This is a genomic window from Halomonas sp. DP8Y7-3 (genome assembly GCF_019801675.1).
In the GTDB taxonomy this organism is placed as follows: Bacteria; Pseudomonadota; Gammaproteobacteria; order Pseudomonadales; family Halomonadaceae; genus Halomonas; species Halomonas litopenaei_A.
In genome coordinates, this window is record NZ_JAHVIO010000003.1 from 560,939 (window position 1) to 586,482 (window position 25,544).

Annotated in this window: 25 protein-coding genes and 9 tRNA genes; 22 read left to right on the plus strand and 12 right to left on the minus strand. The window is 61.9% G+C overall.

Going from position 1 to position 25,544, the window contains the following annotated elements; all coding sequences use genetic code 11:
- The first annotated feature begins 136 nt into the window (after positions 1–136).
- Together rlmKL and KUV86_RS04730 are read left to right on the plus strand one after the other, a co-directional pair.
- Positions 137–2,503 carry a bifunctional 23S rRNA (guanine(2069)-N(7))-methyltransferase RlmK/23S rRNA (guanine(2445)-N(2))-methyltransferase RlmL gene (rlmKL, locus tag KUV86_RS04725; protein WP_222483784.1) on the plus strand — a complete coding sequence of 789 codons (2,367 nt, stop codon included), beginning with the start codon at positions 137–139 and terminating at the stop codon, positions 2,501–2,503.
- Between the two features lie 14 nt (positions 2,504–2,517).
- Complete coding sequence (locus KUV86_RS04730) at positions 2,518–2,859, plus strand: glutaredoxin family protein (RefSeq protein ID WP_206942734.1); 342 nt, start codon at positions 2,518–2,520, stop codon at positions 2,857–2,859.
- Between the two features lie 6 nt (positions 2,860–2,865).
- On the opposite strand, the gene KUV86_RS04735 is transcribed toward KUV86_RS04730, so the two are convergent.
- Together KUV86_RS04735 and KUV86_RS04740 are read right to left on the minus strand one after the other, a co-directional pair.
- Positions 2,866–3,228 carry a hypothetical protein gene (locus KUV86_RS04735; RefSeq protein WP_222483785.1) on the minus strand — a complete coding sequence of 121 codons (363 nt, stop codon included), beginning with the start codon at positions 3,226–3,228 and terminating at the stop codon, positions 2,866–2,868.
- Between the two features lies 1 nt (position 3,229).
- Positions 3,230–3,511: a hypothetical protein gene (locus KUV86_RS04740; protein ID WP_206942730.1), complete on the minus strand. Its 282-nt coding sequence runs from the start codon at positions 3,509–3,511 to the stop codon at positions 3,230–3,232.
- 153 nt (positions 3,512–3,664) lie between these two features.
- Between KUV86_RS04740 and pdxB the strand changes: the two genes are divergently transcribed.
- On the plus strand, positions 3,665–4,819 hold the full coding sequence (pdxB, locus tag KUV86_RS04745; RefSeq protein WP_222483786.1) for a 4-phosphoerythronate dehydrogenase PdxB: 1,155 nt from the start codon (positions 3,665–3,667) through the stop codon (positions 4,817–4,819).
- Between the two features lie 185 nt (positions 4,820–5,004).
- Here the strand turns inward: pdxB and ggt are convergent, their stop codons facing one another.
- From ggt to msrB, 5 genes are all read right to left on the minus strand, one after another.
- Complete coding sequence (gene ggt / locus KUV86_RS04750) at positions 5,005–6,744, minus strand: gamma-glutamyltransferase (RefSeq protein WP_222483788.1); 1,740 nt, start codon at positions 6,742–6,744, stop codon at positions 5,005–5,007.
- Between the two features lie 315 nt (positions 6,745–7,059).
- Positions 7,060–7,959: a protease HtpX gene (gene htpX, locus KUV86_RS04755; protein ID WP_206942725.1), complete on the minus strand. Its 900-nt coding sequence runs from the start codon at positions 7,957–7,959 to the stop codon at positions 7,060–7,062.
- Between the two features lie 186 nt (positions 7,960–8,145).
- Positions 8,146–9,375: a pyridoxal phosphate-dependent aminotransferase gene (locus tag KUV86_RS04760; protein WP_206942724.1), complete on the minus strand. Its 1,230-nt coding sequence runs from the start codon at positions 9,373–9,375 to the stop codon at positions 8,146–8,148.
- A gap of 97 nt (positions 9,376–9,472) precedes the next feature.
- Positions 9,473–10,474 carry a ribosome biogenesis GTPase YlqF gene (ylqF, locus tag KUV86_RS04765; protein WP_222483790.1) on the minus strand — a complete coding sequence of 334 codons (1,002 nt, stop codon included), beginning with the start codon at positions 10,472–10,474 and terminating at the stop codon, positions 9,473–9,475.
- A 188-nt stretch (positions 10,475–10,662) separates the two neighbouring features.
- Positions 10,663–11,061 (minus strand): peptide-methionine (R)-S-oxide reductase MsrB, encoded by a 399-nt coding sequence (gene msrB / locus KUV86_RS04770; RefSeq protein ID WP_222483791.1) that lies wholly within the window; start codon positions 11,059–11,061, stop codon positions 10,663–10,665.
- A 320-nt stretch (positions 11,062–11,381) separates the two neighbouring features.
- On the opposite strand from msrB, the gene KUV86_RS04775 reads away from it, so the two are divergent.
- The 15 genes from KUV86_RS04775 (at position 11,382) to KUV86_RS04845 (ending at position 18,601) form a co-directional block, all read left to right on the plus strand.
- A tRNA-Glu gene (locus KUV86_RS04775) sits at positions 11,382–11,457 on the plus strand.
- Between the two features lie 24 nt (positions 11,458–11,481).
- A tRNA-Gly gene (locus KUV86_RS04780) sits at positions 11,482–11,556 on the plus strand.
- A gap of 3 nt (positions 11,557–11,559) precedes the next feature.
- Positions 11,560–11,635: transfer RNA gene (locus KUV86_RS04785), tRNA-Glu, on the plus strand.
- 27 nt (positions 11,636–11,662) lie between these two features.
- Positions 11,663–11,737: transfer RNA gene (locus KUV86_RS04790), tRNA-Gly, on the plus strand.
- Between the two features lie 3 nt (positions 11,738–11,740).
- A tRNA-Glu gene (locus KUV86_RS04795) sits at positions 11,741–11,816 on the plus strand.
- Between the two features lie 27 nt (positions 11,817–11,843).
- A tRNA-Gly gene (locus KUV86_RS04800) sits at positions 11,844–11,918 on the plus strand.
- A 3-nt stretch (positions 11,919–11,921) separates the two neighbouring features.
- Positions 11,922–11,997: transfer RNA gene (locus KUV86_RS04805), tRNA-Glu, on the plus strand.
- 55 nt (positions 11,998–12,052) lie between these two features.
- A tRNA-Gly gene (locus KUV86_RS04810) sits at positions 12,053–12,127 on the plus strand.
- Between the two features lie 843 nt (positions 12,128–12,970).
- Positions 12,971–13,915: an ABC transporter ATP-binding protein gene (locus tag KUV86_RS04815; RefSeq protein ID WP_206942721.1), complete on the plus strand. Its 945-nt coding sequence runs from the start codon at positions 12,971–12,973 to the stop codon at positions 13,913–13,915.
- Positions 13,912–14,685, plus strand: a complete 774-nt coding sequence (locus KUV86_RS04820; protein ID WP_206942720.1) for an ABC transporter permease — start codon at positions 13,912–13,914, stop codon at positions 14,683–14,685. Before KUV86_RS04815 ends, KUV86_RS04820 begins: the two co-directional genes overlap by 4 nt.
- Positions 14,686–14,749: 64 nt before the next feature.
- Entirely contained in the window at positions 14,750–15,604 is an 855-nt protein-coding gene (gene queF, locus KUV86_RS04825) for an NADPH-dependent 7-cyano-7-deazaguanine reductase QueF (protein ID WP_222483792.1), read from the plus strand.
- A gap of 157 nt (positions 15,605–15,761) precedes the next feature.
- The gene (locus KUV86_RS04830; RefSeq protein ID WP_222162019.1) at positions 15,762–16,322 is read left to right on the plus strand and encodes a nitroreductase family protein; all 561 of its coding nucleotides are present in this window, start codon (positions 15,762–15,764) and stop codon (positions 16,320–16,322) included.
- 41 nt (positions 16,323–16,363) lie between these two features.
- Entirely contained in the window at positions 16,364–16,939 is a 576-nt protein-coding gene (locus KUV86_RS04835; RefSeq protein ID WP_409995502.1) for a YiiD C-terminal domain-containing protein, read from the plus strand.
- A gap of 137 nt (positions 16,940–17,076) precedes the next feature.
- Positions 17,077–17,164: transfer RNA gene (locus KUV86_RS04840), tRNA-Ser, on the plus strand.
- Positions 17,165–17,608: 444 nt separating this feature from the next.
- Positions 17,609–18,601: a hypothetical protein gene (locus tag KUV86_RS04845; protein ID WP_222483793.1), complete on the plus strand. Its 993-nt coding sequence runs from the start codon at positions 17,609–17,611 to the stop codon at positions 18,599–18,601.
- Between the two features lie 658 nt (positions 18,602–19,259).
- Here the strand turns inward: KUV86_RS04845 and KUV86_RS04850 are convergent.
- The 5 genes from KUV86_RS04850 to KUV86_RS04870 all read right to left on the minus strand — a co-directional run bounded on the left by KUV86_RS04850 (position 19,260) and on the right by KUV86_RS04870 (position 22,390).
- Positions 19,260–19,664 (minus strand): PaaI family thioesterase, encoded by a 405-nt coding sequence (locus KUV86_RS04850; protein WP_206942712.1) that lies wholly within the window; start codon positions 19,662–19,664, stop codon positions 19,260–19,262.
- Between the two features lie 115 nt (positions 19,665–19,779).
- Positions 19,780–20,496, minus strand: a complete 717-nt coding sequence (locus KUV86_RS04855) for a glutathione S-transferase family protein (RefSeq protein ID WP_222483794.1) — start codon at positions 20,494–20,496, stop codon at positions 19,780–19,782.
- Positions 20,497–20,598: 102 nt separating this feature from the next.
- A complete protein-coding gene (locus tag KUV86_RS04860) occupies positions 20,599–21,399 on the minus strand; it encodes an SDR family oxidoreductase (RefSeq protein ID WP_222483796.1) in 801 nt (266 codons plus the stop codon).
- Between the two features lie 26 nt (positions 21,400–21,425).
- A complete protein-coding gene (locus KUV86_RS04865; RefSeq protein WP_172977712.1) occupies positions 21,426–21,773 on the minus strand; it encodes a cupin domain-containing protein in 348 nt (115 codons plus the stop codon).
- A gap of 29 nt (positions 21,774–21,802) precedes the next feature.
- On the minus strand, positions 21,803–22,390 hold the full coding sequence (locus tag KUV86_RS04870) for an NAD(P)H-dependent oxidoreductase (protein ID WP_222483799.1): 588 nt from the start codon (positions 22,388–22,390) through the stop codon (positions 21,803–21,805).
- 273 nt (positions 22,391–22,663) lie between these two features.
- On the opposite strand from KUV86_RS04870, the gene KUV86_RS04875 reads away from it, so the two are divergent.
- From KUV86_RS04875 to KUV86_RS04890, 4 genes are all read left to right on the plus strand, one after another.
- Positions 22,664–23,035, plus strand: coding sequence for a winged helix-turn-helix transcriptional regulator (locus KUV86_RS04875; protein WP_222483801.1), 372 nt, complete (start codon positions 22,664–22,666; stop codon positions 23,033–23,035).
- Positions 23,036–23,123: 88 nt separating this feature from the next.
- Positions 23,124–23,804 (plus strand): IclR family transcriptional regulator, encoded by a 681-nt coding sequence (locus KUV86_RS04880; protein ID WP_224851834.1) that lies wholly within the window; start codon positions 23,124–23,126, stop codon positions 23,802–23,804.
- Between the two features lie 145 nt (positions 23,805–23,949).
- Complete coding sequence (locus tag KUV86_RS04885; RefSeq protein ID WP_222483802.1) at positions 23,950–24,357, plus strand: GlcG/HbpS family heme-binding protein; 408 nt, start codon at positions 23,950–23,952, stop codon at positions 24,355–24,357.
- Positions 24,354–25,544 carry an MFS transporter gene (locus KUV86_RS04890; RefSeq protein WP_222162036.1) on the plus strand — a complete coding sequence of 397 codons (1,191 nt, stop codon included), beginning with the start codon at positions 24,354–24,356 and terminating at the stop codon, positions 25,542–25,544. Before KUV86_RS04885 ends, KUV86_RS04890 begins: the two co-directional genes overlap by 4 nt.

The window sequence follows — 25,544 nt, forward strand, 5'->3', positions numbered from 1 at the left end:
TAGCTACCATTTCATTGATAGCGTAAGCCACGAGCCGTTGTCGACGTTTGTTTTGTAACAACCTGTTCATCCAGCGGTCATCGAACGATTAGCCAAAAAATGACTCGCAGGATCATCATCACAGTAGGAGAAGCAAGTGCCTGAGAAGTTAGACCTTCTGGCGACCTGTCCACGCGGCATCGAGCAGTTGCTGGCCACTGAGCTTGCGACATTCGGTCTCGCCCCTGGTAAGTCCACCGTGGCGGGAGTCAACGCCGAGGGTGACCTCGAGGGTGCCTATCGAGCGTGTCTGTGGTCGCGTCTGGCCAATCGGGTCATCCTCTGCGTGGCTCGCGTCGAGGGGGTGGAAACTCCCGATTCCCTGCGCGACGCGGCAGCGGCCATTGACTGGCAGCGCCATGTCCGTCCCGGGGCGACCATCGCGGTGGACTTCCACGGTCGCAGCGAGGAGATCCGCCATACCCGTTTCGGTGCGCAGACGGTCAAGGATGGGGTGGTGGATCGCTTGACCGCCTCGGGCCAGGCGCGCCCCGATGTGGATACTCGCCAACCCGACGTGCGTCTATACGCGCACCTTCACCGGGGGCGCCTGGTGCTGGGGATCGACCTGTCCGGCGATAGTCTGCATCGTCGCGGCTATCGTCGTGACACGGGCCATGCTCCGCTCAAGGAGAACCTGGCGGCGGCCCTGCTGGTACGTGCCGGCTGGCCTGAGTTGGCCAAGCAGGGCGCGCCCCTGATCGACCCCATGTGCGGTTCGGGGACGCTGCTGATCGAAGCGGCGCTGATGGCGGCGGACATGGCTCCCAACCTGTCTCGTGAGCGTTTCGGTTTCCATCGCTGGGCCGGGCACGACCGAGCTCTGTGGCAGGAGGTGCTGCGAGAGGCCCAGGCGAGAGCAAGCTTTGGGCGCAAGCGCGCGCAGTCGTCGATCTTCGGCTTTGACCAGAGCCCGCCCGCTCTGACGGCCGCCAAGACCAACGCCATGCGAGCCGGCATTCCGGCACTGATTCACCTGGATGGTGCCAGCGTGCAGCGCCTGTCACGTCCACGGGTACTCGACCCTGAGCTGCCTGGACTGGTGATCAGCAACCCCCCTTATGGTGAGCGAATCGGCGAGCTGCCGGAGCTGGTCAGGCTGTACTCGGATCTTGGTGTGCGCCTCAAGGCGGACTTTTCCGGCTGGCGGCTGGCGCTGTTCACCGGCAACCCTGATCTGGGACACCGCTTGGGAATGCGTGCCCACAAGCAGTATGCGCTGCGCAATGGGCCGTTGGACGCCAAGCTGCTGCTGATCGACATTGGCCAGCGTCGTGAGGGCGATGTATCTGCATCAGCGGAAGGGCTGACAGACAAGGCGACGGAGGCGAGGCCTGCGTCATCCTTCGACGATGCTGCGCACAACCCCCAGGGCAGTGCCAGCGCCGAGCCTAAAGGCTCGCAGCCGCAGCCAGGGCAGGGGTCAGAACACCCCAGTGCAGAGCGTGACTCCCGTCGAGAGACAGGCGAGGCCGACAGCCCGACACAGCCGGCTCGTAGTTCAGGCGCGCAGATGTTCGCCAACCGTCTGGAGAAGAACCAGAAGAAACTGCGCAAGTGGCTCAAGCGAAGCGGTGAGCGTTGCTATCGCTTGTACGATGCCGACATGCCCGAGTACGCCCTGGCCATCGATGTCTACGGTGACCATGTGCATGTACAGGAGTATGCGCCGCCCAAGTCGATCGATGCCTCCCAGGCTCAGCGTCGGCTCTATGATGCCCTTGGCGTGATACCCGATGTGCTTGGCGTGGAGCCCGGCAAGGTCGTGGTCAAGCAGCGCCAGCGCCAGCAGGGCAAGTCACAGTACGAGAAGCAAGGTCGCAGCGGGCAGCGTTTTCAGGTGAGCGAGGGGCAGGCGAGTTTCTGGGTCAACCTGCGTGACTACCTGGATACCGGTCTGTTCCTGGATCATCGTCCGGTACGTCGGATGCTCGGGGAAATGGCCGCGGGCAAGCGCTTCCTCAACCTGTTTTGCTATACCGCGACGGCGACGGTGCAGGCGGCACTCGGCAGTGGCAAGGAGGGTCAAGCCGGTGCCAGCGACAGTGTCAGTGTCGACATGTCCAACACCTACCTGGAGTGGGCCCGGGACAACTTCGCGCTCAACCGTCTCGACCCGTCACGCCACCGGGTCGTGCGTGACGACTGCCTGCGCTGGCTGGAGACGGCCAAGGGCGAATTTGATCTGATCTTCATGGATCCGCCGACCTTCTCGAACTCCAAGAAGATGGACGACACGCTGGATATCCAGCGTGACCATCCCCGCTTGGTCGAGCTGGCGATGGCGCGACTGGCCCCAGAGGGCACTCTGGTGTTCTCCAACAACCAGCGCCGGTTCAAGATGGATGAGGCGTTGGAGCAGCATTTCGAGATCAAGGACATCTCACGCCAGACGTTTGATCCGGACTTCAGCCGGCGCCCCGACCTTCACCACTGCTTCTTGATTCGCCATCGGGCATCGTGATGGGGCGCTGGGTGATGATCACCACGCTGGGTTGCCACCTGTGCGAGCAGATGGCGGCGCTGGTCAAGACGCTGTCGGTGGAGGACATTGCCATCGACAGCGTCGAGATCAGCGACGATGAGGCGCTGCTGGAGCGCTTTGCCGAGCGCATCCCTGTATTGATCGACGAGACGCGCCCCGATGATGTGCTGGAGGGGCGTGTCGACGCCGACAGCGTGGCTCGTTGGCTGGATGCTCGCGGTCTGCTTGATCACAGCGCGTGGCGGGCGCTGGTCCAGCAGACTGAAGCGGGTGAGGCAGACCATGTCGTCGGCGCAAGGCTGGTACGGGGTAGGCGGGTATTCGGCGGTCGCTGACCAAGGTCAGCGCCGACTGGCCAGGACGGCGGCTAGCTCCTGGCGGTAGGCCTGCGGGTGATCGTCCTGATGCTCGGGAAAGCGCCCCAGGGCAACGGCCAGGCTGAAGAAGCCGGGTCCAGGCAGGTGAGGGGGCTGGCGGCTGACCACCAGAGTGGCCAGCAAGGGGCGGCCCGCTGCCACGTCTTCGTGGATGGTGACTTCCAGCGCCTCGGCAACCCGGCGAATGGTCCGTGGTGGCATCAGCCCCAGTGCCTCGGCAGCCTGCTGGTAGGTCAGCGGTAGCTGGTGGGTCTCAGTGGCCTCCAGCAGGGCTCGCAAACGTGCTGCCAGTGCGTTGCTGGTGGTGGAGGCGTCAGCTGGCGGCATGTCAGTTGGCGTCCAGCAGCGACAGTTGACCGACGGCCTCACGCCCTTCAGGGCTGTGGTCATCGGCTTCCAGGACCTTGCTGAAACCGCGCGAGGTCAGGATGGTCTTTTCGTCTTCCAGCCACATCATGGCCTGGGCATAGTCATCGGCCAACTGATGCTTGAGCCCGCCGAACTGGGTGCCGATCTGCCCCCAGGCACGGCTGAAGATCCAGTCGCCGAACATGTCCTGATGCACATGCACAAGGACATAGTCATGGTCGGTTTCCCAGCGGACGATCACGGCGACTCCCGTCTATCAGCAGTGGTCGGCACCTGAGGGCCTCAAGCACCGTCTTTTTTCGGTTAAGATGGCCATTGTAAGCCCTTGAGGCTCATCCACAAATAGCCCGATCTTGGGTCGGGCTGTCGATTGCCCTGCCGCCAGGAACCGTTCATGAAGATTGTCGTCGACGCCAACGTGCCCGCTGCCGATGCTTGTTTTGGCCTGCTGGGAGAGGTGGTGCGCGTACCGGGACGCGAGATCAATGCCCATCACCTGGCTGATGCCAGCGCGCTGGTGATTCGTTCCATTACCCAAGTGGATGAGGCGCTGATCAACCAGGCGCGGTCGCTGGGATCGCCCTTGTCCTTCGTTGGCAGCTGCACCATCGGCACCGATCACGTCAGTCTCGAGGCGCTGGCGTCGAGTGGAATAGCCTTTGCCAGCGCGCCTGGCTGCAATGCCGAGCCAGTGGTGGATTATGTGCTGTCCGCTCTGGCCCTGGCCTGCGAGCGGCGGGGCGAGTCGCTGCTCGATAAACGGGTGGGCATCCTGGGTGTCGGTAATGTGGGGGGGCGTCTGGCGGCGCGTCTGGCCGCCATGGGAGTGGCCCACGAGCTGTGCGATCCTCCCCGGGCAGACCGAGAAGGTCAGCAAGGGTTTGTCGACCTGGATACGCTGATCGAGCGCTGTGATGTGCTTTGCCTGCATACCCCGCTGGTCAAGGAGGGGCCCCACGCCACCCGACACCTGCTGGACGCAGGGCGCATCGAGGCCTTGAAACCAGGCAGCCTGCTGCTCAACGCCGGGCGCGGTGACTGCGTCGATGGGCAGGCGCTGAGCGCGAGGCTCGAGCGCGACAACGATATGACGGCCCTGCTGGATGTATGGGAGCGGGAGCCGGCCATCGATCTGACGCTGGCCCGCCAGGTAATGCTGGGCACTCCTCATATTGCAGGGCACAGCCTGGAGGGCAAGCTGCGTGGCACTCACCAGATCTATCAGGCCTTGGTCAAACACCTTGGTGTGGATGAGGCCGTCACGCTCCAGGAGCTGTTGCCTCCTCCCGCGTTGGCGCGCATGAGCTGGCAGCGAGCGCTGCCGGTCGAGGAGGTGCTGCGCGCCTGCATGCGCGCGGTATATGAGCCCAGACGCGATCATGACCGGCTGGCCCAGGCCCTCGCCACCAGCTCGCCGGCTCAGGGGTTCGACCAGTGCCGCGCCAGCTATCCGCTGCGCCGCGAGTTCTCGACCCTGAGCGTCGAGTTGACGGGCGAAGCACAGAGATTGGCCAAGGTGCTGGCAGGCGCGGGCTTTCGCATAGTGTGAGGCTGAGGCTGAGGCTGAGGAGGCAAGGCAAGCCGGGAGGCCATGGCCTTTGAGCACCCGTGGCCGGGAGCCTTGGGCACGCCTTTTTGGGCACGTCCCGCCTTGAAGGGCGGCGGGACGCATCCGGTGCGTGGTGGAAGTGTCATCGGGGGCTGTCTTGGCATGTTTCGGCCTGTCTTCGTCCTTTATAGCCCCATGGCAGAGGAGGTGGAGCGTCGTGGGTCGGCGCCGCCGTAGAAGGTGCCGTCCTCGATCATGATGGACTGAGCGGCGCCCATGGCTTCCTGCAGGCTGACGCTGTGGCCCATGTTCTCGAGCAGCCGGATGGTGTCCGGGCTGATTCCCTGCTCGATGCGGATCTCGTCAGGCAGCCACTGATGGTGGATGCGCGGCATGCTCACCGCAGCCTGGATGTTCATGCCATGATCGATGACATTCATCAGCACCTGCAGCGTGGTGGTGATGATCCGCGATCCGCCTGGACTGCCGGTGATCAGGAAGTTCTCGCCATCCTTCTTGACGATGGTGGGCGTCATCGATGACAGCATGCGCTTTTCAGGCTCGATCTTGTTCGCTTCGCCGCCGATCAACCCGTAGGCATTGGGTACCCCCGGTTTGGCGGAGAAATCGTCCATCTCGTTGTTGAGCAGGAAGCCTGCGCCATCCACCACGATACCCGAGCCATAGCTGAAGTTGATGGTGTAGGTATTGGAGACCGCGAGGCCGTTGCCGTCGGCGATCGAGAAGTGAGTGGTCTCGTTGGACTCGTAGGGCAGCGGGTTGCCGGGGGCGATATCGGCACTCGGCGTAGCCTGGTCGTCGGCGATCTCGCTGCGCAGTTCAGCGGCATAGTCTTCTGACGTCAGGCCGGCCAGGGGGACGTCGACGAAGTCGGTATCTCCCAGGTACTGCGAGCGATCGGCATAGGCGCGCTTCATGGCTTCGGACATCAGGTGGATGGTGCTCGCGGAGTTGAAACCCAGCGCTCCGATGTCGTCGCCCTCGAGCATGTTGAGTATCTGCACGATATGGGCGCCGCCGGAGGAGGGTGGGCTCATGGCGTAGACATCATAGCCCCGGTAATTGCCGTGCACCGGCTCTCGCACCGTGGCCTGGTAACCGGCCAGGTCTTCCAGGGTCATCATGCCATCGTGGCGTTCCATTTCGGCCGCAATCAACTGGGCGGTCTCGCCCTCGTAGAATTCCCTGGGTCCCTGTTCGGCAATTCGCTTCAGGGTGGCTGCCAGGTCTGGCTGGCGGTAGATGTCGCCTACCTCGTAACGGGAACCATCTTCCTTGAAGAACTTGGCGCGACTGGCTTCCCAGGGCTCGAAACGTTCACTGGCGCTCTCGATGCCATCGACGAACCGTTGTGGCACAGCGAAACCGTCCTCGGCGAGCTTGATGGCGGGCGCCAGCGTCTCGGCCAGCGTCATGGTGCCGTATTGCTCCAGCGCCAGGGCGAGTCCGGCAACCGTTCCGGGCACGCCGGCGGCGTTGTGGGTATAGCGGGACAGCTCGGCTACGGCGTCGCCGCTGTCATCCTGAAACATCGTCTCGTAGGCCGCCTTGGGGGCCTTCTCGCGATAGTCGATGGCAATCACATCGCCGCTTGTCTCATCGGAGATCAGCATGAAGCCGCCGCCGCCGATATTGCCTGAACGTGGCTGGGTGACAGCCAGGGCAAAGCCTGCCGTGACGGCGGCATCCACCGCGTTGCCACCGTTGGCCAGCACGTCGCGGGCCACCTCCGAAGCCAGGAAATGGCTGGTCGCAACCATTCCCCTGGTGCTCACTTCCGGATGGAACCGTTCGCCTTCGAGAATGGCCTGGCTGTCACTGAGCGCTGGGCTCGCGCTCAGGCTCAGTGATAGGCCGATGGCTGAACCAGTGATGGTGGTGCGTAAACGGCGGGAGATCGACATGGCGTACCCCTCAGGTTGTCGGATCGTTGTGTGATGGAATGGTGGCACTGTCGAATAGTGCTGCGGCCATCAGGCATGACACGCAGTTTTACTATTGACGCCCATGGACCACAGCGCAAATAGGGTTGGGCGCCAACAAGAGAGGTGTGCGGGTGTCGAAGGGAGCTGAGGGCGACCGGTACAAGCGCAGTGGCGAGGAGCCGGGGCGTGGCAAGCACGACAAGAGGCGCGGTAGACCACAGCAAAAAATGATGCTGAAAAAGAAACACCCCCGCCGGCGGGACCGGCGGGGGTGTTGGCAGGACGGCGCTTTCGTCACTGACGGTAAGCGGCTTCCTTGAGGGCGCGAATACGATCGTCCAGCGGCGGGTGGCTGGCGAACAGTTTCTCCATCAGCTTGCGAGTCTGGCCGGTGGTAATGGCGAAGGCGGTCAGGGTATCCGGCATCTGATCGGGCATCTGGGTCTCGGCCTTGAGGCGTGCCAGGGCATTGATCATGGCGCCGGAGCCCGCGAGCTTGGCTCCTGCAGCGTCGGCACGGTACTCACGGAAGCGGGAGAACCAGGCGGCAATCATCGAGGCGAGAATGCCGAACACGATCTCGGCGACCATGACCACGGCGAAGTAGCCGAAGAAGCCGAGGCCTTCGTTGTCATCGCGGCGCAGGAAGCTGTCGACCAGCTGTGCCACCACCCGAGCGAAGAACATCACGAAGGTGTTCAGCACGCCCTGAATCAGCGCCAGGGTGACCATGTCACCGTTGGCCACGTGACCGATCTCGTGGGCCAGCACGGCCTTCACTTCTTCCGGCTGCATGCGGTTCAGAAGTCCCGCAGACACGGCGACCAGAGCGTCGTTCTTGTTCCAGCCGGTGGCAAAGGCGTTGGACTGCTGGGCCGGGAAGATACCGACCTCAGGCGTCTTGATGTTGGCCTCGCGGGCGAGTTCGGCCACGGTGTCGAGCAGCCACTTTTCGGTGGCGTTGGACGGGTTCTCGATGATCACGGTGCCGGTGGAACGCTTGGCCATCCACTTGGAGATGAACAGCGATACCATGGACCCTGCCATGCCGAACACAAAGCAGAAGATGAGCAGGCTGTTGAAATTGATGCCCTGGGCGTTGAGGTACGGCTCCACGCCCAGCAATCGCAGGGTGATACTGGCGACCAGGATGACCGCCAGGTTGGTGCCCAGAAAGAGCAGGATTCTCATCATTGCCGACATTCTCCGTAAGGAAGGAAACCTGAAGAGCCCAGTGGCTCGACGGGGGAATCAGATGCTTAGATAAGCCCTGGGGCGCCAAGTTTCAAGCGCCCGGGCGTTGATCGCTCCATCGCTTGTCGAGCGAAGCGCAAGTGCCTGTCGGTTTGCGCCTGCCGGTGCGTGCCTGTGTCTGCCGATTTACTGGCGATAGCGCGACAGAAAACGGGCAAAGCGATCCAGCGCATCACCCAACTGGTCCGCCCAGGGCAGGGTAACGATGCGGACATGGTCCGGATCCGGCCAATTGAAGGCGGTGCCCTGTACCAGCAGGATCTTTTCCTGCAGCAGCAGGTCGAGTACCAGCTGCTGGTCATCCTGAATGTTGTAGACCTTGGGGTCCAGGCGCGGGAAGGCATACAAGGCGCCCTTCGGCGTGGTGCAGCTGACCCCCGGGATGGCATTCAGCTTTTCTACGGTAATGTCCCGCTGTGCCAGCAGTCGCCCACCGGGCAGGACCAGATCATTGATCGACTGATAGCCGCCAAGTGCTGTCTGAATGGCATGTTGCGCAGGCACATTCGCGCACAGGCGCATCGATGCCAGCATGGTCAGCCCCTGAATGAAGTCATTGGCTCGCTGCCGGGCGAGCGTGCCGGATAGCGTCATCCAGCCGCTGCGAAAGCCGGCGCAGCGATAGCTCTTGGACAGTCCATTCATGGTCACGACCAGCTGATCTTCACTGGCCAGCGCCCCGGTGGCCACGTGCACGGTGTCATCGTAGAGAATCTTGTCGTAGATCTCGTCGGAGAACACCACCAGGTTGTGTTCGCGGGCGATGTCGAGCAGCTCGCGCAGTACCTCGGGGGGATAGACGGCGCCGGTCGGGTTGTTGGGATTGATGATGACAATGGCACGGGTGTGGCTGGTGACCTTGGCCCGGATATCATCCATGGCGGGCGCCCAGTCCGCCTGCTCGTCACACAGGTAGTGGACGCCACGGCCACCGGACAGATTGACGGCGGCGGTCCACAAGGGGTAATCCGGCGCCGGAATCAGCACTTCGTCACCGTCGTTCAGCAAGGCCTGCATGGCCATGACGATCAGCTCTGACACGCCGTTGCCGATGTAGATATCCTCGATGCCAACGCCGGGGATCTCCTTGCGCTGGCATTCCTGCATGATGGCCTTGCGTGCCGAGTACAGTCCCTTGGAGTCGCAATAGCCCTGGGCCGTGGGCAGGTTGCGCATCACGTCCTGAAGAATCTCTTCCGGCGCTTCAAAGCCGAACGGGGCTGGATTGCCGATATTCAGCTTCAGAATGCGCTGGCCTTCGTCCTCGAGGCGCCTGGCGTGCTCCAGCACCGGGCCGCGAATGTCGTAGCAGACGTTATCCAGCTTGTGTGACTTTGAAAGGGTAGGCGTGTCCATGGCGCGGGTCTCGCAGAATCCGTTGTAACGTGCCCGCTGAGGGCGGGCCGGTCGTGTAGCCGTGTGTGGCAGGTCGTGATGGTTGTCTGCCGGGTAGTCAGTCTTCCGAGGTCGCACCACCCGATGCCGAGCTGTCGTCTGCTGCAGCCGGGGAGGCCTCGGCGCTGATGTCGTCGTCGGCAGGGGCATCCACCGGGATGTCATCCGGGGTTTCCAGCGTCAGTCGGCCGAGCTTGCCATCACGCAGCTCATGCAGCAGCACTTCGGCGCCACGATGCAGGTCAATTTCCCCGCCGGCACGCAGCCCCCCACGCTTGGCGGCGATATCCGCCAGGATGGCGTGGCCGTCGAAGCCAGCCTGGGCCATGAGGTCAGGACGCTCGTCACCATCTGCGTCGACCTTGTCCGCGTCAGGATGCGCGTCGTAGGCAGGCAGTGACGTCAATTTATAGCGTGACCTGAGGGCTTCTGGATAGCGCTTCGCCAGTTCGGCAGCGGTAATCAAGGCCACATCGACATAGTCGATAGCGGTGTCTCGGATGGCGCCGCTGGCGGCCAGGCGGTAGGCACTGGCCTGGTCCTCGATCTTGGGCCACAGCACGCCGGGAGTGTCGGTCAGGGCAACGCGACCCTGAATGCGCACCTTTTGCTGACGCTTGGTGACGGCGGGCTCGTTACCGGTCTTGGCAATGGTGCGGCCAGCCAGTCCGTTGATCAGCGTCGACTTGCCGACGTTGGGGATGCCCATGACCATGACCCGCACATCCCGGTCTGCGCGAACCTGACCGGCCAGTTCGTGACATAGCTTGGGGATGCGCTTCAGCTCGCGGGTGTTGGTCGTGGTCACCGCCAGCGCGCGGGTGTCTGGCTGTGCGTCGAAGAAGGCGGTCCAGGCGCGGGTGCCCTCCGGGTCAGCGAGATCGGCGCGAGACAGAATCTTCAGCACCGGCTTGTGGCGGGTCAGACTGGCCAGCATCGGGTTCGCGCTGGAGTAGGGCAGGCGGGCGTCGAGCACCTCGATCACCACGTCGATTTCCGGCAGCGCCTCCAGTATCTGACGGCGCGCCTTGTTCATGTGTCCCGGAAACCAGCCCAGCATCTCTTTCTCCTGCCTACTCTATAAGCGCAAATGACGCTCCATCTTAGGGAAACCCGAGTCAAATGTCGTCAGCAGAGATGCGGGCAGGCTGCTGAAGCGCGAGTCGATGCAGTGAGTGGGCGACCACGAGCCGCCGGGGTGGCCGTGGTCGCCAAGGGGCGTAAAGGGCGTGCTAGGTGCGCCAGGCGCTATTCACCTTCGTGAAAGCTCAGTGCCAGTGAGTTGATGCAGTAGCGCTGGCCGGTGTGTGTAGGGCCGTCGGCAAAGACGTGGCCGAGGTGGGCGTCGCAGCGCTGGCAGCTGACTTCGGTACGGTGCATGCCGTGTCGATGGTCGTCATCGAGCTGGATGCAGCTCTCGGACAGCGGCCGGTCGAAGCTTGGCCAGCCACAGCCGGCATCAAACTTGTGCTCATTCTCGAACAGGGGCGCGTTGCAGCAGGCGCAGTGATAGATGCCGTGGGTATCGGTGACGTGGTAGTCGCCGCTGAAGGGGCGCTCCGTGCCTTTTTCGCGAGTGACGTGATATTGCTCCGGGGAAAGCTGTGTCCGCCATTCGGCATCGGTTTTCTCGATCTTCTTGCGCATGGATGTTCTCCCGTGAGGTTCGACGCAGGCGCTCACTTCAAGCTAAGACGTTTATGGCCGTTTGACCAACCCGACGGTTTCACGCTGACCGTTCCATGGTGTACGTGGGGCTTACCTGTGAATACTGCGCTGGGTGTCGGCCTCATACGAGGCCCGTGTGTCTATGTACGTGTGCCTGTGTATGGGGCAAGCAGGACGGGTAATAGGGTGGATATATAGAGAAGGGCGTTGAATCGAACAGGAAAATCGTGACTCGGGGTTGACACTTTTCAGGGTGCTCAGTAACATACGCGCCACCTCGAGAGAGACGAGGCCGATGCGTCCCATTCGTCTAGTGGTCCAGGACACCGCCCTTTCACGGCGGGAACAGGGGTTCGAACCCCCTATGGGACGCCACTTCGACTCTTGAAAGGCCGGAATGCGGGAATAGCTCAGTGGTAGAGCACAACCTTGCCAAGGTTGGGGTCGCGAGTTCGAATCTCGTTTCCCGCTCCATGCGTCCCATTCGTCTAGTGGTCTAGGACACCGCCCTTTCACGGCGGGAACAGGGGTTCGAACCCCCTATGGGACGCCACTTTCCGGTACAATTTGCGATGCGTTTGCGGGAATAGCTCAGTGGTAGAGCACAACCTTGCCAAGGTTGGGGTCGCGAGTTCGAATCTCGTTTCCCGCTCCATGCGTCCCATTCGTCTAGTGGTCTAGGACACCGCCCTTTCACGGCGGGAACAGGGGTTCGAACCCCCTATGGGACGCCACTTTCCGGTACAATTTGCGATGCGTTTGCGGGAATAGCTCAGTGGTAGAGCACAACCTTGCCAAGGTTGGGGTCGCGAGTTCGAATCTCGTTTCCCGCTCCATGCGTCCCATTCGTCTAGTGGTCTAGGACACCGCCCTTTCACGGCGGGAACAGGGGTTCGAACCCCCTATGGGACGCCACTTCGCAACGCAGCAGAGGGACGTCGACAGCTGTCGCGGTCTCTGCATCGATAGAGCGGGAATAGCTCAGTGGTAGAGCACAACCTTGCCAAGGTTGGGGTCGCGAGTTCGAATCTCGTTTCCCGCTCCAAAAATTATTGGCCTGTTGCTTCGGCGGCAGTGCCTGACGCAAAAGGGGCCCCCGGGCCCTTTTTTTGTGCTTTCTGGATGGTCTGACTCGCTGTGCGTATCTCTTGTCGTGGGCCGTCAGCCGCTAGCGGGCCGACGCTTGTCTGATGGTGCGCGCCAGCCCCCTTTGACCTCACGTCACCTATGTCACGACAGTGATGGGGCCATGATCGTCACAGTGATCCCCATGAGGGTGGTGCAGGTGGCCATCGACGAGGTAGTCGATATGATCCCCATGAGGCACCGGTTCATGACCGCATCCGGGGCCATGCACATGATCTGCGGCATGGCCTGAACACTGGTGGTGCGGCGTGCAGTCTGCCGGGTTTTGATCAGTTACCTCGATAGTGTGCTCATCCACGTGGTCGCCGTGCATGTGGTGCAGGTGCCCGTCGTGCAGGTAGTCGATGTGCCCGTTATGTTCTATCGCCGTGTGACCACACCCAGGCCCGTGCTGATGCTCATGATGTGGGTGCTTGTTGCAGGTCGTCATGGCGTTGTCCTCGTAGTGGTTGAGACTGTTTAGCTTAGGCTGCGTTCAAGGGGGCGGCCACTGACCTCCGTCATGCTTTGATGGACGTCGGCTCTCGCCTTTCGTCCCTCGTCTCTCACCAAAGAGGCGTCAGTGGTAGGTTGGGCGGCGTTCGACACGTATGTCCAGGCGCTCTCGGGGCATCGTGTCGCCCTCTAGGTGACACGCTGCTGGCAGCGGCAAGGCGGGTGGCTCGGTTGAAGATGTGGCTGAGTGACCCCATATGGTGAGCCTTCTATCTATTTCCCCTGACACCCACACCAAGGATCCCTCATGGCCGAACCGGCTCTGTCCATTCGAGGCCTGACCAAGGTCTACGGCAATGGTTTCAAGGCTCTCAAGGGCATCGACCTCGATGTTCAGGAGGGCGATTTCTACGCGCTGCTGGGACCCAACGGCGCCGGCAAGTCCACCACACTGGGCGTGGTCTGTTCGCTGGTGCAAAAGACCGCGGGCCAGGTATCGATCTTCGGCATCGATATCGACAAGGACTTTGCCCGTGCCAAGTACCACCTCGGGGTGGTGCCCCAGGAATTCAACTTCAACCAGTTTGAGCGAGTCATCGATATCGTGCTGGCGCAGGCGGGCTACTACGGGATGTCCCGGCGCGAAGCGCTGCCGCGGGCAGAGAGCCTGCTCAAGGACTTGAGCCTGTGGGACAAGCGCAACGGTAGTGCGCGCATGCTGTCTGGCGGGATGAAGCGGCGGCTGATGATTGCGCGGGCGCTGATGCATCGACCCAAGCTGTTGATTCTCGATGAGCCGACCGCCGGCGTGGATATCGAGCTGCGCCGCAGCATGTGGGAGTACATGCGTCGCATCAACCGGGAGGAGGGCACCACCATCATCCTCACCACCCACTACCTGGAAGAGGCCGAGAGCCTCTGTCGCAACGTGGGCATCATCAACCACGGGGAAATCGTGCGTAACACCAGCGTGAGAGAGCTGCTGGCGGAGCTGGACACCGAAACCTTCCTGCTCGACCTGGCAGAGCCGGTGTCCGAGGCACCGGCCATCGAGGGCTTCGAGGTGGGCAAGGTCGACGATGCCCAGCTGTCGGTCGTGGTCCATCGTGGGCAGTGCCTCAATGACGTGTTCGACGCGCTGAAACGGGATGGCATCAAGGTGCTGTCGATGCGCAATCGTGCCAACCGGCTGGAGGAGATGTTCGTCTCCATGGTGGAAAGCGGCAATGCAGACAAGGAGATGCGTGGATGAATCCGAGCCAGATAGCGATCGCCCTATGGACCCTGGTGATCAAGGAAATTCGTCGCTTTACCCGCATTTGGCCTCAGACGCTGTTGCCGCCGTCGATCACGATGACGATGTACTTCATCATCTTCGGCAACCTGATTGGCTCGCGTATTGGCGAGATGGACGGCTACAGCTACATGGACTTCATCGTGCCAGGGCTGATCATGATGTCCGTGATCACCAACAGCTATTCTAACGTGGCGTCGTCGTTTTTCTCCAACAAGTTTCAGCGTAGTGTCGAGGAAATGATGGTGTCGCCGATGCCCAACTGGGTGATGCTGGCGGGCTTCATTCTGGGCGGCATGGCTCGTGGGCTCGGGGTTGGCATCATCGTCACCGGGGTGTCGCTGTTCTTTACCCGGATCGAGGTCGCGCATCCTCTATTGACCATCGGCGTGGTCATTCTGACCGCGGCACTGTTCGCCACGGGCGGTTTTATCAATGCGCTGCTGGGCAAGAAGTTCGATGACATCTCCATCGTGCCGACCTTTGTGCTGACGCCGCTGACCTACCTCGGCGGGGTGTTCTACTCGATTTCCCTGCTGCCGGACTTTTGGCAGGGGGCGTCGATGCTCAACCCGATCCTGTATATGGTCAACGTCTTCCGCTACGGCTTTCTTGGGGTGTCGGATATCCCGGTGGGCTGGGCCCTGACCGCGATCTTTGGCTTTATCATTGGTCTATTCGCCATTGCCTTGTGGATGCTGGAAAATGGCAAGGGCATTCGTAGCTAGCGCCGCGTCATCGCGGCGTTTGCCGTGATCCTTTTCTTGGTTCTTTTGTGTTCAGGTAGCGTGCATGAGTCACTCGTCCGATCATCCTCACCATCGCCCCGCGACCTTGGCCGACGCCCCGCTGGGACGAGAGTCGGCCTACCCCGACCAGTACGATCCGGGGCTTCTCTTCCCCATCGAGCGGGCGGCCAACCGTGCGCCCCTGGGCATCGCGGAGGATGCACTGCCATTCGTGGGAGAAGACGAATGGCACGCCTTCGAGTTGTCCTGGCTGACGCCCAAGGGCAAGCCATGCGTTGCCGTGGCGCGCTTTCGACTGCCAGCGAGCTCACCACGTCTGATCGAGTCCAAGTCGTGGAAGCTGTACCTCAACAGCCTGAACCAGACGCGCTTGAGTTCGCGCAGTGAACTCATCGCGACCCTGGAGCGGGACCTTGGCGAGGCGGCAGGAGCGGCGGTGAGCGTTGAGATTCTCGACGTCGAGGATGAGCAGCTGTCACCGCGCCGCCTGCCGGGTGAGTGTATCGACGACCGGGATATCGAAATTGCTCGTTATACCCCCAGCCCCGATCACCTGACGGTGAGCGATGAGATTGTCGAGGAGACGCTGACCTCGCACCTGCTCAAGTCCAACTGCCCGGTCACCGGACAGCCCGATTGGGGCAGCGTCATGATTCGCTACCGTGGGCCCAGGCTCGATAGAGATGGTCTGCTGCGCTACATCGTCGGTTACCGCCAGCATCAGGACTTTCACGAACACTGTGTCGAGCACATGTTCGTGGACCTGATGGAGAGGGCCCGCCCAGAACGCCTGCTGGTGTTGGCGCGCTACGTGCGACGCGGTGGTCTGGATATCAGCCCCTGGCGCGGCACCCCCGGCGAGACGCCTCCCACGCCGCTGCGCCTGGCGCGGCAGTGACCGGCCGCACGCAGTGGATGCGGCGCCCTAGATCGCGGGGATAGATCGCGGCGATAGATGGTGCCGCAGGGACAATACCTGAGTGGTCTGGTAGGGTAATGCGAAAGCGTCTCAACCATTGAATTGTGACAGGGCATTCGCCCTCTGGAGTGACACGATGGATGCCATGACCTTGCTGCATGAACGCAGCTCCATGGGCAAGCTGGCGGGGCCTGCTCCGTCCCGTGAGCAGCTCGATGCCATGTACCGAGCCGCGCTGCGCGCGCCGGATCACAAGGAACTCAGGCCTTGGCGCTTTATCGAGTTCTCCGGTGAAGGCCTCGACCGACTAGGCGAGCTGTTCGCCGAGGCCGAGTTTCGCGAAGACCCCAAGGCGACCGACGAGTGCCTCAACAGCGCACGGATGAAACCCAAGCGCGCACCGATGATCATCGGCGTCGTCGCCAAGGTGGACCCGGACGTGCCCAAGGTACCGAAGATCGAGCAGGTGATTTCCGCAGGGTGCGCCGCCCACGGTATCTTGCTGGCCGCTCATGCCCAGGGGCTTGGCGCCATGTGGCGCAGTGGCAAGTACGCCTTCGACGACACTGTGCGCAAGGGGCTCAGGCTGGGAGAGCACGATGAGCTGGTCGCCTTCATCTACCTGGGCCAGCTGGGTGGTCGTCACAAGCCCATTGCCGAGCACCGGGTAGAGGATTACGTCGAGGTATGGGACTAAGCGCCGTTGCGCTTGGGTCAGCTGACACGGGACGCACGTTCATGGATGACATGACAAGACAGGTTGGCCACGCGCATCCCCGTCCAGCGCTGCCGCCGACAGGTGTGCCGGAAGACCTGAACGGTTTTCTTGACTGGCTGGGGGAGGCCATCCCCCTGATGGGATCGCTTGGCATCCAGCGCATGCGGAAAGAGGGTAACGCTCTCGTGTGGGAGCTGGATCTGCGTCCCAACCTCAATGACAAGGGCACCGGTTTTGGCGGTTCGTTGACCGCTCAGACCACCCTGCTGGGCTGGTGCTGGACGACGCTGTGGCTTAGGCGTCGCGGGATCAACCAGGATGTGGTGGTAGCGCAGGCTAGCCAGCGCTTTGTGGCGCCGGTGACCGGGGACTATCACTTGATCTGCCGGCCGGAAGAGCCGGGCGACGACCGAGCAATGCTCGACAGTGCTATCGCCGGGGAGACATCGCCCGAAGATGCGCTGGAGCGTCGCCTGGCCGAGCGAGGGAAGGGGCGAATCGCCCTGGTCCAGGAGCTGTGGTGTGGTGAAACGCTGTGCCTTGAGGCGCGTGGTGACTACGCGGTGCTGCCCAGCGAGCCGCCAATCGCCGTCTAGGCACCGAACCGATCTCCCATACGGGCAAAGTAGCAAAAAACGGCTTGCAATCGAGAACTTAAGGCGATAAAGTATGCGCCGTCTTGAGGGATAAGCACCGCGCAACGCGGGCAACGTGTTCTTCAAGATGACAATGCGGAGGGGTGTCCGAGTGGTCGAAGGAGCACGCCTGGAAAGTGTGTAAGTCGAAAGGCTTCGAGGGTTCGAATCCCTCCCCCTCCGCCACGAATTGATGAAAAGCCCGCTGAGAGATCAGCGGGCTTTTTCTATATGGGTGGTGTTTACCCTGATCTTGTTTACCTGCTCTTGGAAACTGTCATCTGTTGACCTGGCACGCGAGGTGGACCCGGGGACTTGAGCCAAGGGCTAAGCCTGCATCGTCCCGCCCCAGAGATCCTGAACACGAGCAGTGAACGGCGGCTATTTAGCTGATGCTGCCTGGAGCGTATCGTCAGCGCCCCACGAGAGCGAAGGGATTCCCCGTTTCGCACCAAGCACCAAGCACCAAGCTCTGATCAGATCGAACATGTGTTCCTGTTCGACCGCGCGTTAGGAATTTTTCTCAAGCATGGCTCCTGCAGCGCTATAGTGTTTGGTGTGAAACCTGCTCATCAGTGCCGGGATAGAGACATGCATGTCAAAAGGCTTGGGCGACTGAGATGCGTTCTAATGGGCGGCCTGTGGCTCGTGATGGGGCTGCTGGCGAGGGGAGCGGAGGCAGGCTGCCCACAAGGGCAGGAAGCCTTCACCTCCTGCCAGATGGAAGGCCTCGGTACCGAAGTCTTCGTGTGTTTTGATAACCAGACTGCCACCTACAGCTACGGCCCGATTGGCGGGCCAGCGGATCTCACTCTGTCAGAATCCATTGAACGCGTTGATTTTGAGCCATGGTCGGGGCTTGGCAAGGCGATCAGCGAGTCAGTCACCTTCTTCAATCAAGATTACGGTTACAACGTTGTGGGCGGCTTTGACCGTCCGTTTTCTGAGGAGGAGATGCAGCGTCCGATAAGGCGCTTTGGGTGGGTTGAAGTGACCGAGGGGGGCGAGCGGATCGCCCGCCTTGAGTGCATCCCTGAGACAGTAAGCTATGGCTTTGGCGGCGGGCTCCATGATGTCAAAGTGGCCGCCGGCCAGACGTGGGATTGGGACTCCCAGACCTGGATATCGGATGCTGTTTCATCGGCCTCCATACCGCTTCTGCTAAAAAACCATCAATATAGCGACGAATTTGATTGCCTTCCCCCATCGGAGCTTCGCCTCAATGGGATAAAGATGGGCGCGCCAGTGGGCGCACTCAGCAAGTTCGGAACACCGAAAGCCACCGACGCAACCTCGTTCAGTGATGAGCCAATTGACCGGATAGCCCTGATTGGCGCGAATATCGATTTTTTCCAAGATGTCGTTGTCAATATGTCCACCATCTCGCCGAATTGGCAGACGCCCTCAGGGATCAGGGTTGGTCTGACCCGTGGGGAAGTGATCCGCATTCTTGGACGCGTGCCCTCAGGATATACCGCCAGATCGCAAAATTTCGTTATCCCGGCCTGCCCCGACATTCCCGATACCCATTCTGAGGATGCTTACCGGGAATGGTTTGCTCTGATCGAATTCGGACAGGACAAGCGCGTGAACCGAGTCGTCTTATTGACGTCAACAGAATAGATGACCGCGCAGCGTCAGATACGCGCTTCGGCGGTCTCAATGACACAGTGCGGCACGTGACCCATCAAGGTCTACGATGCCGGCCTACCGGCCTCGTCGGACGCGACATTGGCCTCGCCAGCGTCCCTAGCTGCCCCCGGACGGGGCTCTTCGAGGTGTTGATCTACTTACTGCGCAGGTACTGGTCTCCGCGACGGATAGCCAGCACACATGAAGCGTACGTCTCTAGCGACTCACGCCGGCAGATTTCACATGAGGCCATCTACACCGCGCTGAAGTGCCCCCCCTCCCAAGCTGCACAGGCAATAGCGCAGCTATCGGGAGGGTGAAATCAGCAACGAACCTCCCGTCGACCCCTGAACTGTGAACGACGAACAGGGATACTCAAAAAGCTGTGGTTACTGACATCTTGAAAGGCAAGGTCACTGTCGCTAAATGGCGCGCCAATACGATTTTACCGCCTCCTAGCTCTGAGATGGATCGATAAGCTCTAGTGCAGTGTGAAGACCGGGTGAGAAGTCGTTGAAGGATGTCCGCAAGCAGCACGACGCTGCACCGCGGTAGACCAACGCCGAGCAGGCCTGAGGCCATCGGCGCCCGGCCGGCCGAAGGGTTGGATGCTTCCAGGTGATAGACGGGCGGGAGCCGACATCAACGATCAGGCGGGAAGAATATAAGCGCCCTGTGCGATGGCGCAGGGCTCGCTTTCGCTGTCATCCATCCACACTGATACGCTGCCGATCATGGTTCTGCCTCCGCTCTTGTTGAGGTCGGCCCGGGCGATGATCCGCTGGCCGACAGCCGGCGACAGATAGCGAATCGCCAGGTCAGAGGTCAACGCCATGGCCTGTGGCGTTTCACGGCCAGCAGAAGCCAGAAACCACAGTGCCGCGTCTGCAGCGGCAAACAGGGCTGGGCCACACACATAGCCACCGGGCCGCAGGTCCTCTTCTCGCACCTCGACCGTGGCAATCGCGTGGCGCTCGGCAAGCTCGAGACAGGTAAACGGACAGCTTGGCCAGTGTGTTGCCAGCATGCGGTTGATATCGTCAGCGGTGGTCATGGCGATGGTCTCGTTGTGAAGATGATCCTGAACAGCGCCTACGATACACACTGGCCAAGGGCTGTCACTATGGCGTCGCTAAACACCTGCAGCGATGAGCCACGTCGGGTCGAGTTCAAGTGCGCACATCGGAGGAAAAGCGTGCCGCATTTTCTTTGAGAAACTCGCTTTCGTCGGCGTCACCCCAGAAGGCGGGCTGTGCCTTCGGGATGGTCAAGGCCTTCTGAATCTTGGGGCGCGCATCGAGCCGCTCGAACCAGGCCTTCAGGTGGTCGAGACCCTCGACCGACACCTTGGCCCAGACGTAGGCGCGTGCCCAGGGATAGGTCGCCATGTCGGCGATGGTGTATTGATCCCCCGCCAGCCACTCTCGGCCTTCCAGGCGGGTGTTCAGGACCTCCAGCAGGCGACGGGACTCATCCACGTAACGCTTGATGGAGAAGGGTTCCTGCTGGCCGTTGGGGGCGGCGATGCGCTGGAAGTACATGGCCTGGCCCATCATCGGACCGATGCCCCCCATCTGGAACATCAGCCACTGCAGCGTTTCGCTGCGGGCCTTGGCCTCTCTGGGCAGGAACTGGTCGTACTTCTCGGCCAGGTACCACAGGATGGCGCCACTCTCGAACACGGCGAAGTCGTCATTGCCTCGGTCGACAATGGTGGGAATGCGCCCGTTGGGGTTGAGCTTGAGATAGTCGGGCGCCTTTTGCTCCTTCTTGCCGAAGTCGATGAAGGTCAATTCGTAGGGCACCTCCGCCTCTTCGAGAAAGATGACCGGCTTGTAACCGTTCATGGTGGCGGCGGTGTACAGGTGAATATCCGGCTGTGACATAGGGAACGTCCTCATGGGGTAACGCGATGTAGGGCGTTGCTCGCCGGGCCCGCTACCCTCGTGCATCGGGCCCGACGCGCATTTCCTGTTGCCTGTGGACGGTCACATCTGACGGTCCCAAAGGCTCTCCTGGTAGCGCTTTACGTCTTCCTCGAATCGTGCGGGATGCACATTACGGAAGGCATGCTCGTCCAGCGGGATGAGGCGCACCATCTCATCGATCATGGATGAGGGGTCAAGCTGAAGGTCGTCCCCGGCGAACAGTTGCTGGGTCTCTCGGATCGGCGCCTCAGGGGTGAAGTTTGTCTCTGGGTCGTACCACTGGTCGAGGGTGTCGTACATGCGGTCGTTGAAACCGGTGCGGAAGGGGCCCGGGTTGATGGTGGCGACCTTCACGCCCAGCGGTGCCAGTTCTTCGTGGAGCAGCTGGGAAATACCTTCCAGGGCATGCTTGGACGCGACATAGGGCGCGAGGTACGGGAAGGTAGTGAAGCCGGCAATGGAAGATACCAGCACGATCTTGCCCTGGCCGCGGCTGGCAAAGGTCTTGGCGTAAGGCTGGACGAACTCGAGGGTCGAGAAGACGTTCGTTTCGAAGACCTTGCGCACGCGCGACACGGGGATTTCGGCGATGGGGCCGGTCTCGCCGATTGCCGCATTAGCCACCACAACATCCACCGCGGCGCCGTAGCGCGCAAAGATGCTGTCGCGATCCTGAGCATCGGTGATGTCGAGCTTTTCGACCTCCAGGCGAACCCCCAACTGCTGCGCCCTCTCTTTCAGGGCCGATACCTGTGGCCAGATCTCCACCGTGGCAATGACCCGGTGTCCTTGCTGCGCCAGTCCCAGTGCGGCACCTTCCGCCAGACCGCTGCCGGCCCCTGTCATCAGAATGGTTTTCATCGTCTCTCTCCTCGAGATAAGTGGGGTTACGCCAGGTCGTCGCGATCCAGGCGTTCGAAAATGATGGCCTCGACGGAAGTCGCGCCAACGTTGGTCACCTGGTGGGCCCAGGCCTCGTTATGCATGACGTCCCCTGCTACCACGTCACGCTCTACGACATCGCCGCTTTCCAGCGCGATGCGCAGGCGGCCGGCAGAAAGGAAGTAGACGATCTCTTCGGGATGGCGGTGAGGCGCATCGGCGGCGCCGGGGGCCATGGTCATGTGTACCAGGCGTGTCTCACCGGTGTTGATGAGCTCGCGGTAGAACTCCGGAGAGGCCTGGTCGGCCAGCGGAACCGGGTGCCCAGCGTCAGGCCATTGAGGTGTTGTCATGGGGGAGTCTCCTGAAGGTGACGGAGGCATCAGCCGAAGACGCGCTCGAGGTGAGCATCGAAGCGCGCGAGGTCGCTGTCGATGTCGGGGTTCTTCATCACGTCGAAGGCGCCGAAGGTCGGCAGTGGGCTCATGTCGAAGAAGCGTGCGTTCAGATGCACGGGGGCGACCAGGTCATCCAGCGACTTGCCGGCGAAGAAGGGTTCCTCGGGGTCATCAAAGGCTTCGGATGGCGCATTGAGGGTGACGCTGAGCATGTAGTCGGTGTCGGTCAGGGTACCGCCCAGCCCATAGTTCTCCTTCGGCTTCTCGGCGGTGCGGCCGTCGCCGTTGCACAAGCGGCCATCCATGCCGGCGGTGTAGACCTCATCCATGTATTTCTTGAAGGACCAGGGCACCATCATCCAGTTGATCGGGAACTGCATGATCACCACGTCGGCCCACTGGTGGTCGGCAATGGCCTCCTCGACGTCATACCCTTCGGCGATGCGACTGACGCGGACCTCGTGGCCCTTGCTGGAAAGCCAATGACGAGCGCGCTCAGCCAGGCTGTCGTTGAGTGTGCCCTTGGCAAATGGATAGGGCTGGTGACCGTTTATGATCAGTACGTTACGCATAAAAATCTCCGTCTTGAGTGGCAATGAGTCATGGATCTGCAGGCTCTTCAGGAGTTAAGATGAAGCGGGCGGTATATAAAAACAACTAGTATACTTTTGGTAACCTGGTAGCTGGACAGCAGCGTGACATCCCGGCGGACGTGTTGACGCCTTGTAAGAGACGTCTTGGAGGCGACGCGCTGGTGGAAGGCGCCCTGGTAGAGGAGAGCGGCCAAGGCGCCGTCAACGCCACGATTCGAGCGGGGGCTGGGTAGGTACACAGGAGATAGGAAAGTGGAAGCGTCTGTGACGGAAGATTCGAAAGGCCGGCGTCGTGTCGCGGCGCCCTGTCTGGAGCCGTGTGCCATCGAGAAGGGCATGCGTGTGCTTGGCGGCAAGTGGACAGGATCCTTGCTGTGGCACATCAACGAAGGGCCGGTGAGGTTCAATGACCTTGCTCGCATGGTGGGGGGCGCCAGCAAGAAGATGATCACCGAGCGCCTGCGTTTTCTCGAGACAAAGGGACTGATCTCCCGGCACGTGCGCGAGACGTCGCCGGTCGTGGTCGAATACGCGATCACGCCACTTGGCGAGACGGCCATCAAGGTGCTCGATGAACTGCGTGAATGGAGCGAGTCATTGCCGGAAGGGGTCGTGGACCAATGATGAGGGTGTCTCCGGGCCGCTCTCGCGGGGTGTCGGGCGTTCCCACCGCACGCTCCGGGACCCAAGGCGGGACACGTCAGTGACCAGAATGATCCAGTCAGTGTCGCGCAGCTTTCTGCTGCTCGAGGCGTTGCGACGCGCCGACAAGCCGCAGACATTGGCCCATCTCAGCGCTGAGGTGGGCTTGGGCAAGACCACCGTTCACGGGTTGCTGAATACCCTGGTGGCATTGGGCTACGTCCGGCGCCTGGCCGAGGGCTACTGGCTTGGGTTGCGTCTTGACGAGCTGGCTGAGCCATTGGCACAGGAGCGTGAGCAACTGCGTCATCATTACCGCGGACTACTGGAAGAAGCCGCGGCGCTGAGTGATGAGACGGTCTATCTGGCCGCGCCCTGCGGCAGCCAGCAGTACCTGTATCTCGAGGCCGTGGAGGGACGGCAGCCGCGGCGTGTCCAGAGTCCGCGAGGACGCCGGGAGTCGCTGCGGCATTCGGCGATCGGCCATGTCTTCCTGGCCAACGATGACGACCTGCTGCGCCAGGTCAGGCGCGATGGCCCCCTGACCGATGCGCAGGAGGCCCGGCTTCGGGAGGTCAGCCTCCAGGGCTTTGCACTGGACCTTGAAGCCGTGGAGGCAGGTCTTTGTTGCCTGGCGATTCCGCTGCGCCAGCGCGGAGAGTGCGTGGCCGCTTTGGGCATGGCGGGTCCCTCATCGCGCTGGACGCAGGCGCAGCTGAGCCGGTTGGCGAAGCAACTTCTAGCGCGCTGACCCTCCTGTACTCCTCGCCGTTCGACATTGTCGAATCTTGATCGGCATCCGCCGCTCTCCCCTGTGCCTGCCTGCGCGGCATCGGCATGCTCCTCATCGCGTCGACGACGACGCTGCTCTTGTCTGTATTCATGAGGAGAATGACATGCAACTTGACGATGCCCAACACGTGATTGCAGGGATTCGCGAGGCTGCTGCCGCTGAAGGGTTTGCCGTCTCGCTGGCCATCGTGGACGCCAGCGGGCTCCAGGTCGCCTTCGAACGCATGGATGGCGCGGTTCCCGGCAGTATCGATGTCGCGATCAAGAAGGCGCGCACGGCCTCGCTGTTTCAAACCGACAGTGCACAACTCGGTCAGATCGCCGCTCCCGGCGAGGCCGTCTATACCCTGGAAAACACCAACGGTGGCCTGATCAGCTTTGGCGGCGGCGTGGTACTGCGCGATGCACAACAGCGCGTGGTCGGGGCCGTCGGTGTAGCCGGCGCAACCGTCGAACTGGACGAGACCCTTGCCCAGCTGGGGCCGCGCCTGATGGCACGGGAGGCGGCATGATGCGCGGCCAGCATCCTGCCGTGCTGGCACTGGCGGTGGCTGCCTTTGCCATCGGCATGGCGGAGTTCATCGTGGTCGGGGTGCTGCCCACCATCGCCAGTGATCTGGGCGTCACCCAGGATCGCGCCGGTGCTCTGGTGAGTGGCTATGCGCTGGCCTTGGCGGTCGGTACGCCGATGCTCATGCTGACCTTGTCCCGCTTCCCGCCGCGTCGGGTGCTGACGGGGCTGATGGCGCTCTTCCTGGTCGGCAATCTGTTGGCGGTCATCGCCCAGGACTTTACCAGCCTGATGTTCGGCCGAGTGATCACGGCCGTGGCGCATGGTGCCCTGTTTGCGCTAGGGGCGACGGTGGCCAGTCGGCTGGCGCCACAAGGGCAGGCAGGTAGTGCCATTGCGCTGATGTTCTCGGGGCTGACGCTGGCCATGGTGATTGGTGTACCTGTCGGAAGCCTGCTGGGTAACGGCGTGGGGTGGCGGGTTCCCTTTGTGGTGATTGTGGTACTGGCGAGCATGGCGCTAGTCGCGCTGTGGCGTTGGGTGCCGGCGCATCTTGACGCTCAGCCGACAGGCAGTTGGCGAGAGCAGCTGTCAGCGCTCGGCCATCCGGTCATCGTGGTGACCATGGCGCTGACGGCGGTGGGCTTCGGGGCGACCTTTCCGCTGTTCACCTACATCAGTCTCTGGCTGACCGAGCAGTCGGGTTTCTCCACGCATATCGCCAGTGGACTGCTGATCGTCTTCGGTGGCGCGACCCTGGTTGGCAACCTGATGGGCGGTCGAATGGTCGGCGCCATGGGATGGCGGCGCACCGCCGCCTGGCTATTGCTGGGGCTGGCGGCGATCCTGGCAACCATCCATGCCTGGGGACAGATAAGCGCGTTGATGCCGATATGGCTGGCGGTGTGGGGTGCCTTGGCTTTTGGTCTGTCGCCCGCGTTTCAGTCAGGCATGCTGGCGTCTGCCGAACAGCATCGGCCGCGGGCGGTGGCGTTTGCCTCGGCGCTCAATATCTCGTCGTTCAATATCGGTATCTCGGCCGGTTCCGCCGCGGGCAGTGCGCTGGTCGCAAGGGAGGCGCTGGCACTCACGCCATTGGCCGGAAGCGGTCTGGCGGTGCTGGCGCTGGGCATCCTGTGGCTTCAGGGCAAGGTGAACCGCTCTCGTGTTGTCGAGGCGGCGGCGTGA

What these genes read in the sequence shown, in the direction of transcription:
- KUV86_RS04730 (WP_206942734.1), top strand. Translation starts at nt 2,518, where the DNA reads ATGATCACCACGCTGGGTTGCCACCTGTGCGAGCAGATGGCGGCGCTG.
- KUV86_RS04735 (WP_222483785.1), bottom strand. Translation starts at nt 3,228, where the DNA reads ATGCCGCCAGCTGACGCCTCCACCACCAGCAACGCACTGGCAGCACGT.
- pdxB (WP_222483786.1), top strand. Translation starts at nt 3,665, where the DNA reads ATGAAGATTGTCGTCGACGCCAACGTGCCCGCTGCCGATGCTTGTTTT.
- ggt (WP_222483788.1), bottom strand. Translation starts at nt 6,744, where the DNA reads ATGTCGATCTCCCGCCGTTTACGCACCACCATCACTGGTTCAGCCATC.
- htpX (WP_206942725.1), bottom strand. Translation starts at nt 7,959, where the DNA reads ATGATGAGAATCCTGCTCTTTCTGGGCACCAACCTGGCGGTCATCCTG.
- KUV86_RS04760 (WP_206942724.1), bottom strand. Translation starts at nt 9,375, where the DNA reads ATGGACACGCCTACCCTTTCAAAGTCACACAAGCTGGATAACGTCTGC.
- ylqF (WP_222483790.1), bottom strand. Translation starts at nt 10,474, where the DNA reads ATGCTGGGCTGGTTTCCGGGACACATGAACAAGGCGCGCCGTCAGATA.
- msrB (WP_222483791.1), bottom strand. Translation starts at nt 11,061, where the DNA reads ATGCGCAAGAAGATCGAGAAAACCGATGCCGAATGGCGGACACAGCTT.
- KUV86_RS04815 (WP_206942721.1), top strand. Translation starts at nt 12,971, where the DNA reads ATGGCCGAACCGGCTCTGTCCATTCGAGGCCTGACCAAGGTCTACGGC.
- KUV86_RS04820 (WP_206942720.1), top strand. Translation starts at nt 13,912, where the DNA reads ATGAATCCGAGCCAGATAGCGATCGCCCTATGGACCCTGGTGATCAAG.
- queF (WP_222483792.1), top strand. Translation starts at nt 14,750, where the DNA reads ATGAGTCACTCGTCCGATCATCCTCACCATCGCCCCGCGACCTTGGCC.
- KUV86_RS04830 (WP_222162019.1), top strand. Translation starts at nt 15,762, where the DNA reads ATGGATGCCATGACCTTGCTGCATGAACGCAGCTCCATGGGCAAGCTG.
- KUV86_RS04835 (WP_409995502.1), top strand. Translation starts at nt 16,364, where the DNA reads ATGGATGACATGACAAGACAGGTTGGCCACGCGCATCCCCGTCCAGCG.
- KUV86_RS04845 (WP_222483793.1), top strand. Translation starts at nt 17,609, where the DNA reads ATGGGCGGCCTGTGGCTCGTGATGGGGCTGCTGGCGAGGGGAGCGGAG.
- KUV86_RS04850 (WP_206942712.1), bottom strand. Translation starts at nt 19,664, where the DNA reads ATGACCACCGCTGACGATATCAACCGCATGCTGGCAACACACTGGCCA.
- KUV86_RS04855 (WP_222483794.1), bottom strand. Translation starts at nt 20,496, where the DNA reads ATGTCACAGCCGGATATTCACCTGTACACCGCCGCCACCATGAACGGT.
- KUV86_RS04860 (WP_222483796.1), bottom strand. Translation starts at nt 21,399, where the DNA reads ATGAAAACCATTCTGATGACAGGGGCCGGCAGCGGTCTGGCGGAAGGT.
- KUV86_RS04865 (WP_172977712.1), bottom strand. Translation starts at nt 21,773, where the DNA reads ATGACAACACCTCAATGGCCTGACGCTGGGCACCCGGTTCCGCTGGCC.
- KUV86_RS04870 (WP_222483799.1), bottom strand. Translation starts at nt 22,390, where the DNA reads ATGCGTAACGTACTGATCATAAACGGTCACCAGCCCTATCCATTTGCC.
- KUV86_RS04880 (WP_224851834.1), top strand. Translation starts at nt 23,124, where the DNA reads ATGATCCAGTCAGTGTCGCGCAGCTTTCTGCTGCTCGAGGCGTTGCGA.
- KUV86_RS04885 (WP_222483802.1), top strand. Translation starts at nt 23,950, where the DNA reads ATGCAACTTGACGATGCCCAACACGTGATTGCAGGGATTCGCGAGGCT.
- KUV86_RS04890 (WP_222162036.1), top strand. Translation starts at nt 24,354, where the DNA reads ATGATGCGCGGCCAGCATCCTGCCGTGCTGGCACTGGCGGTGGCTGCC.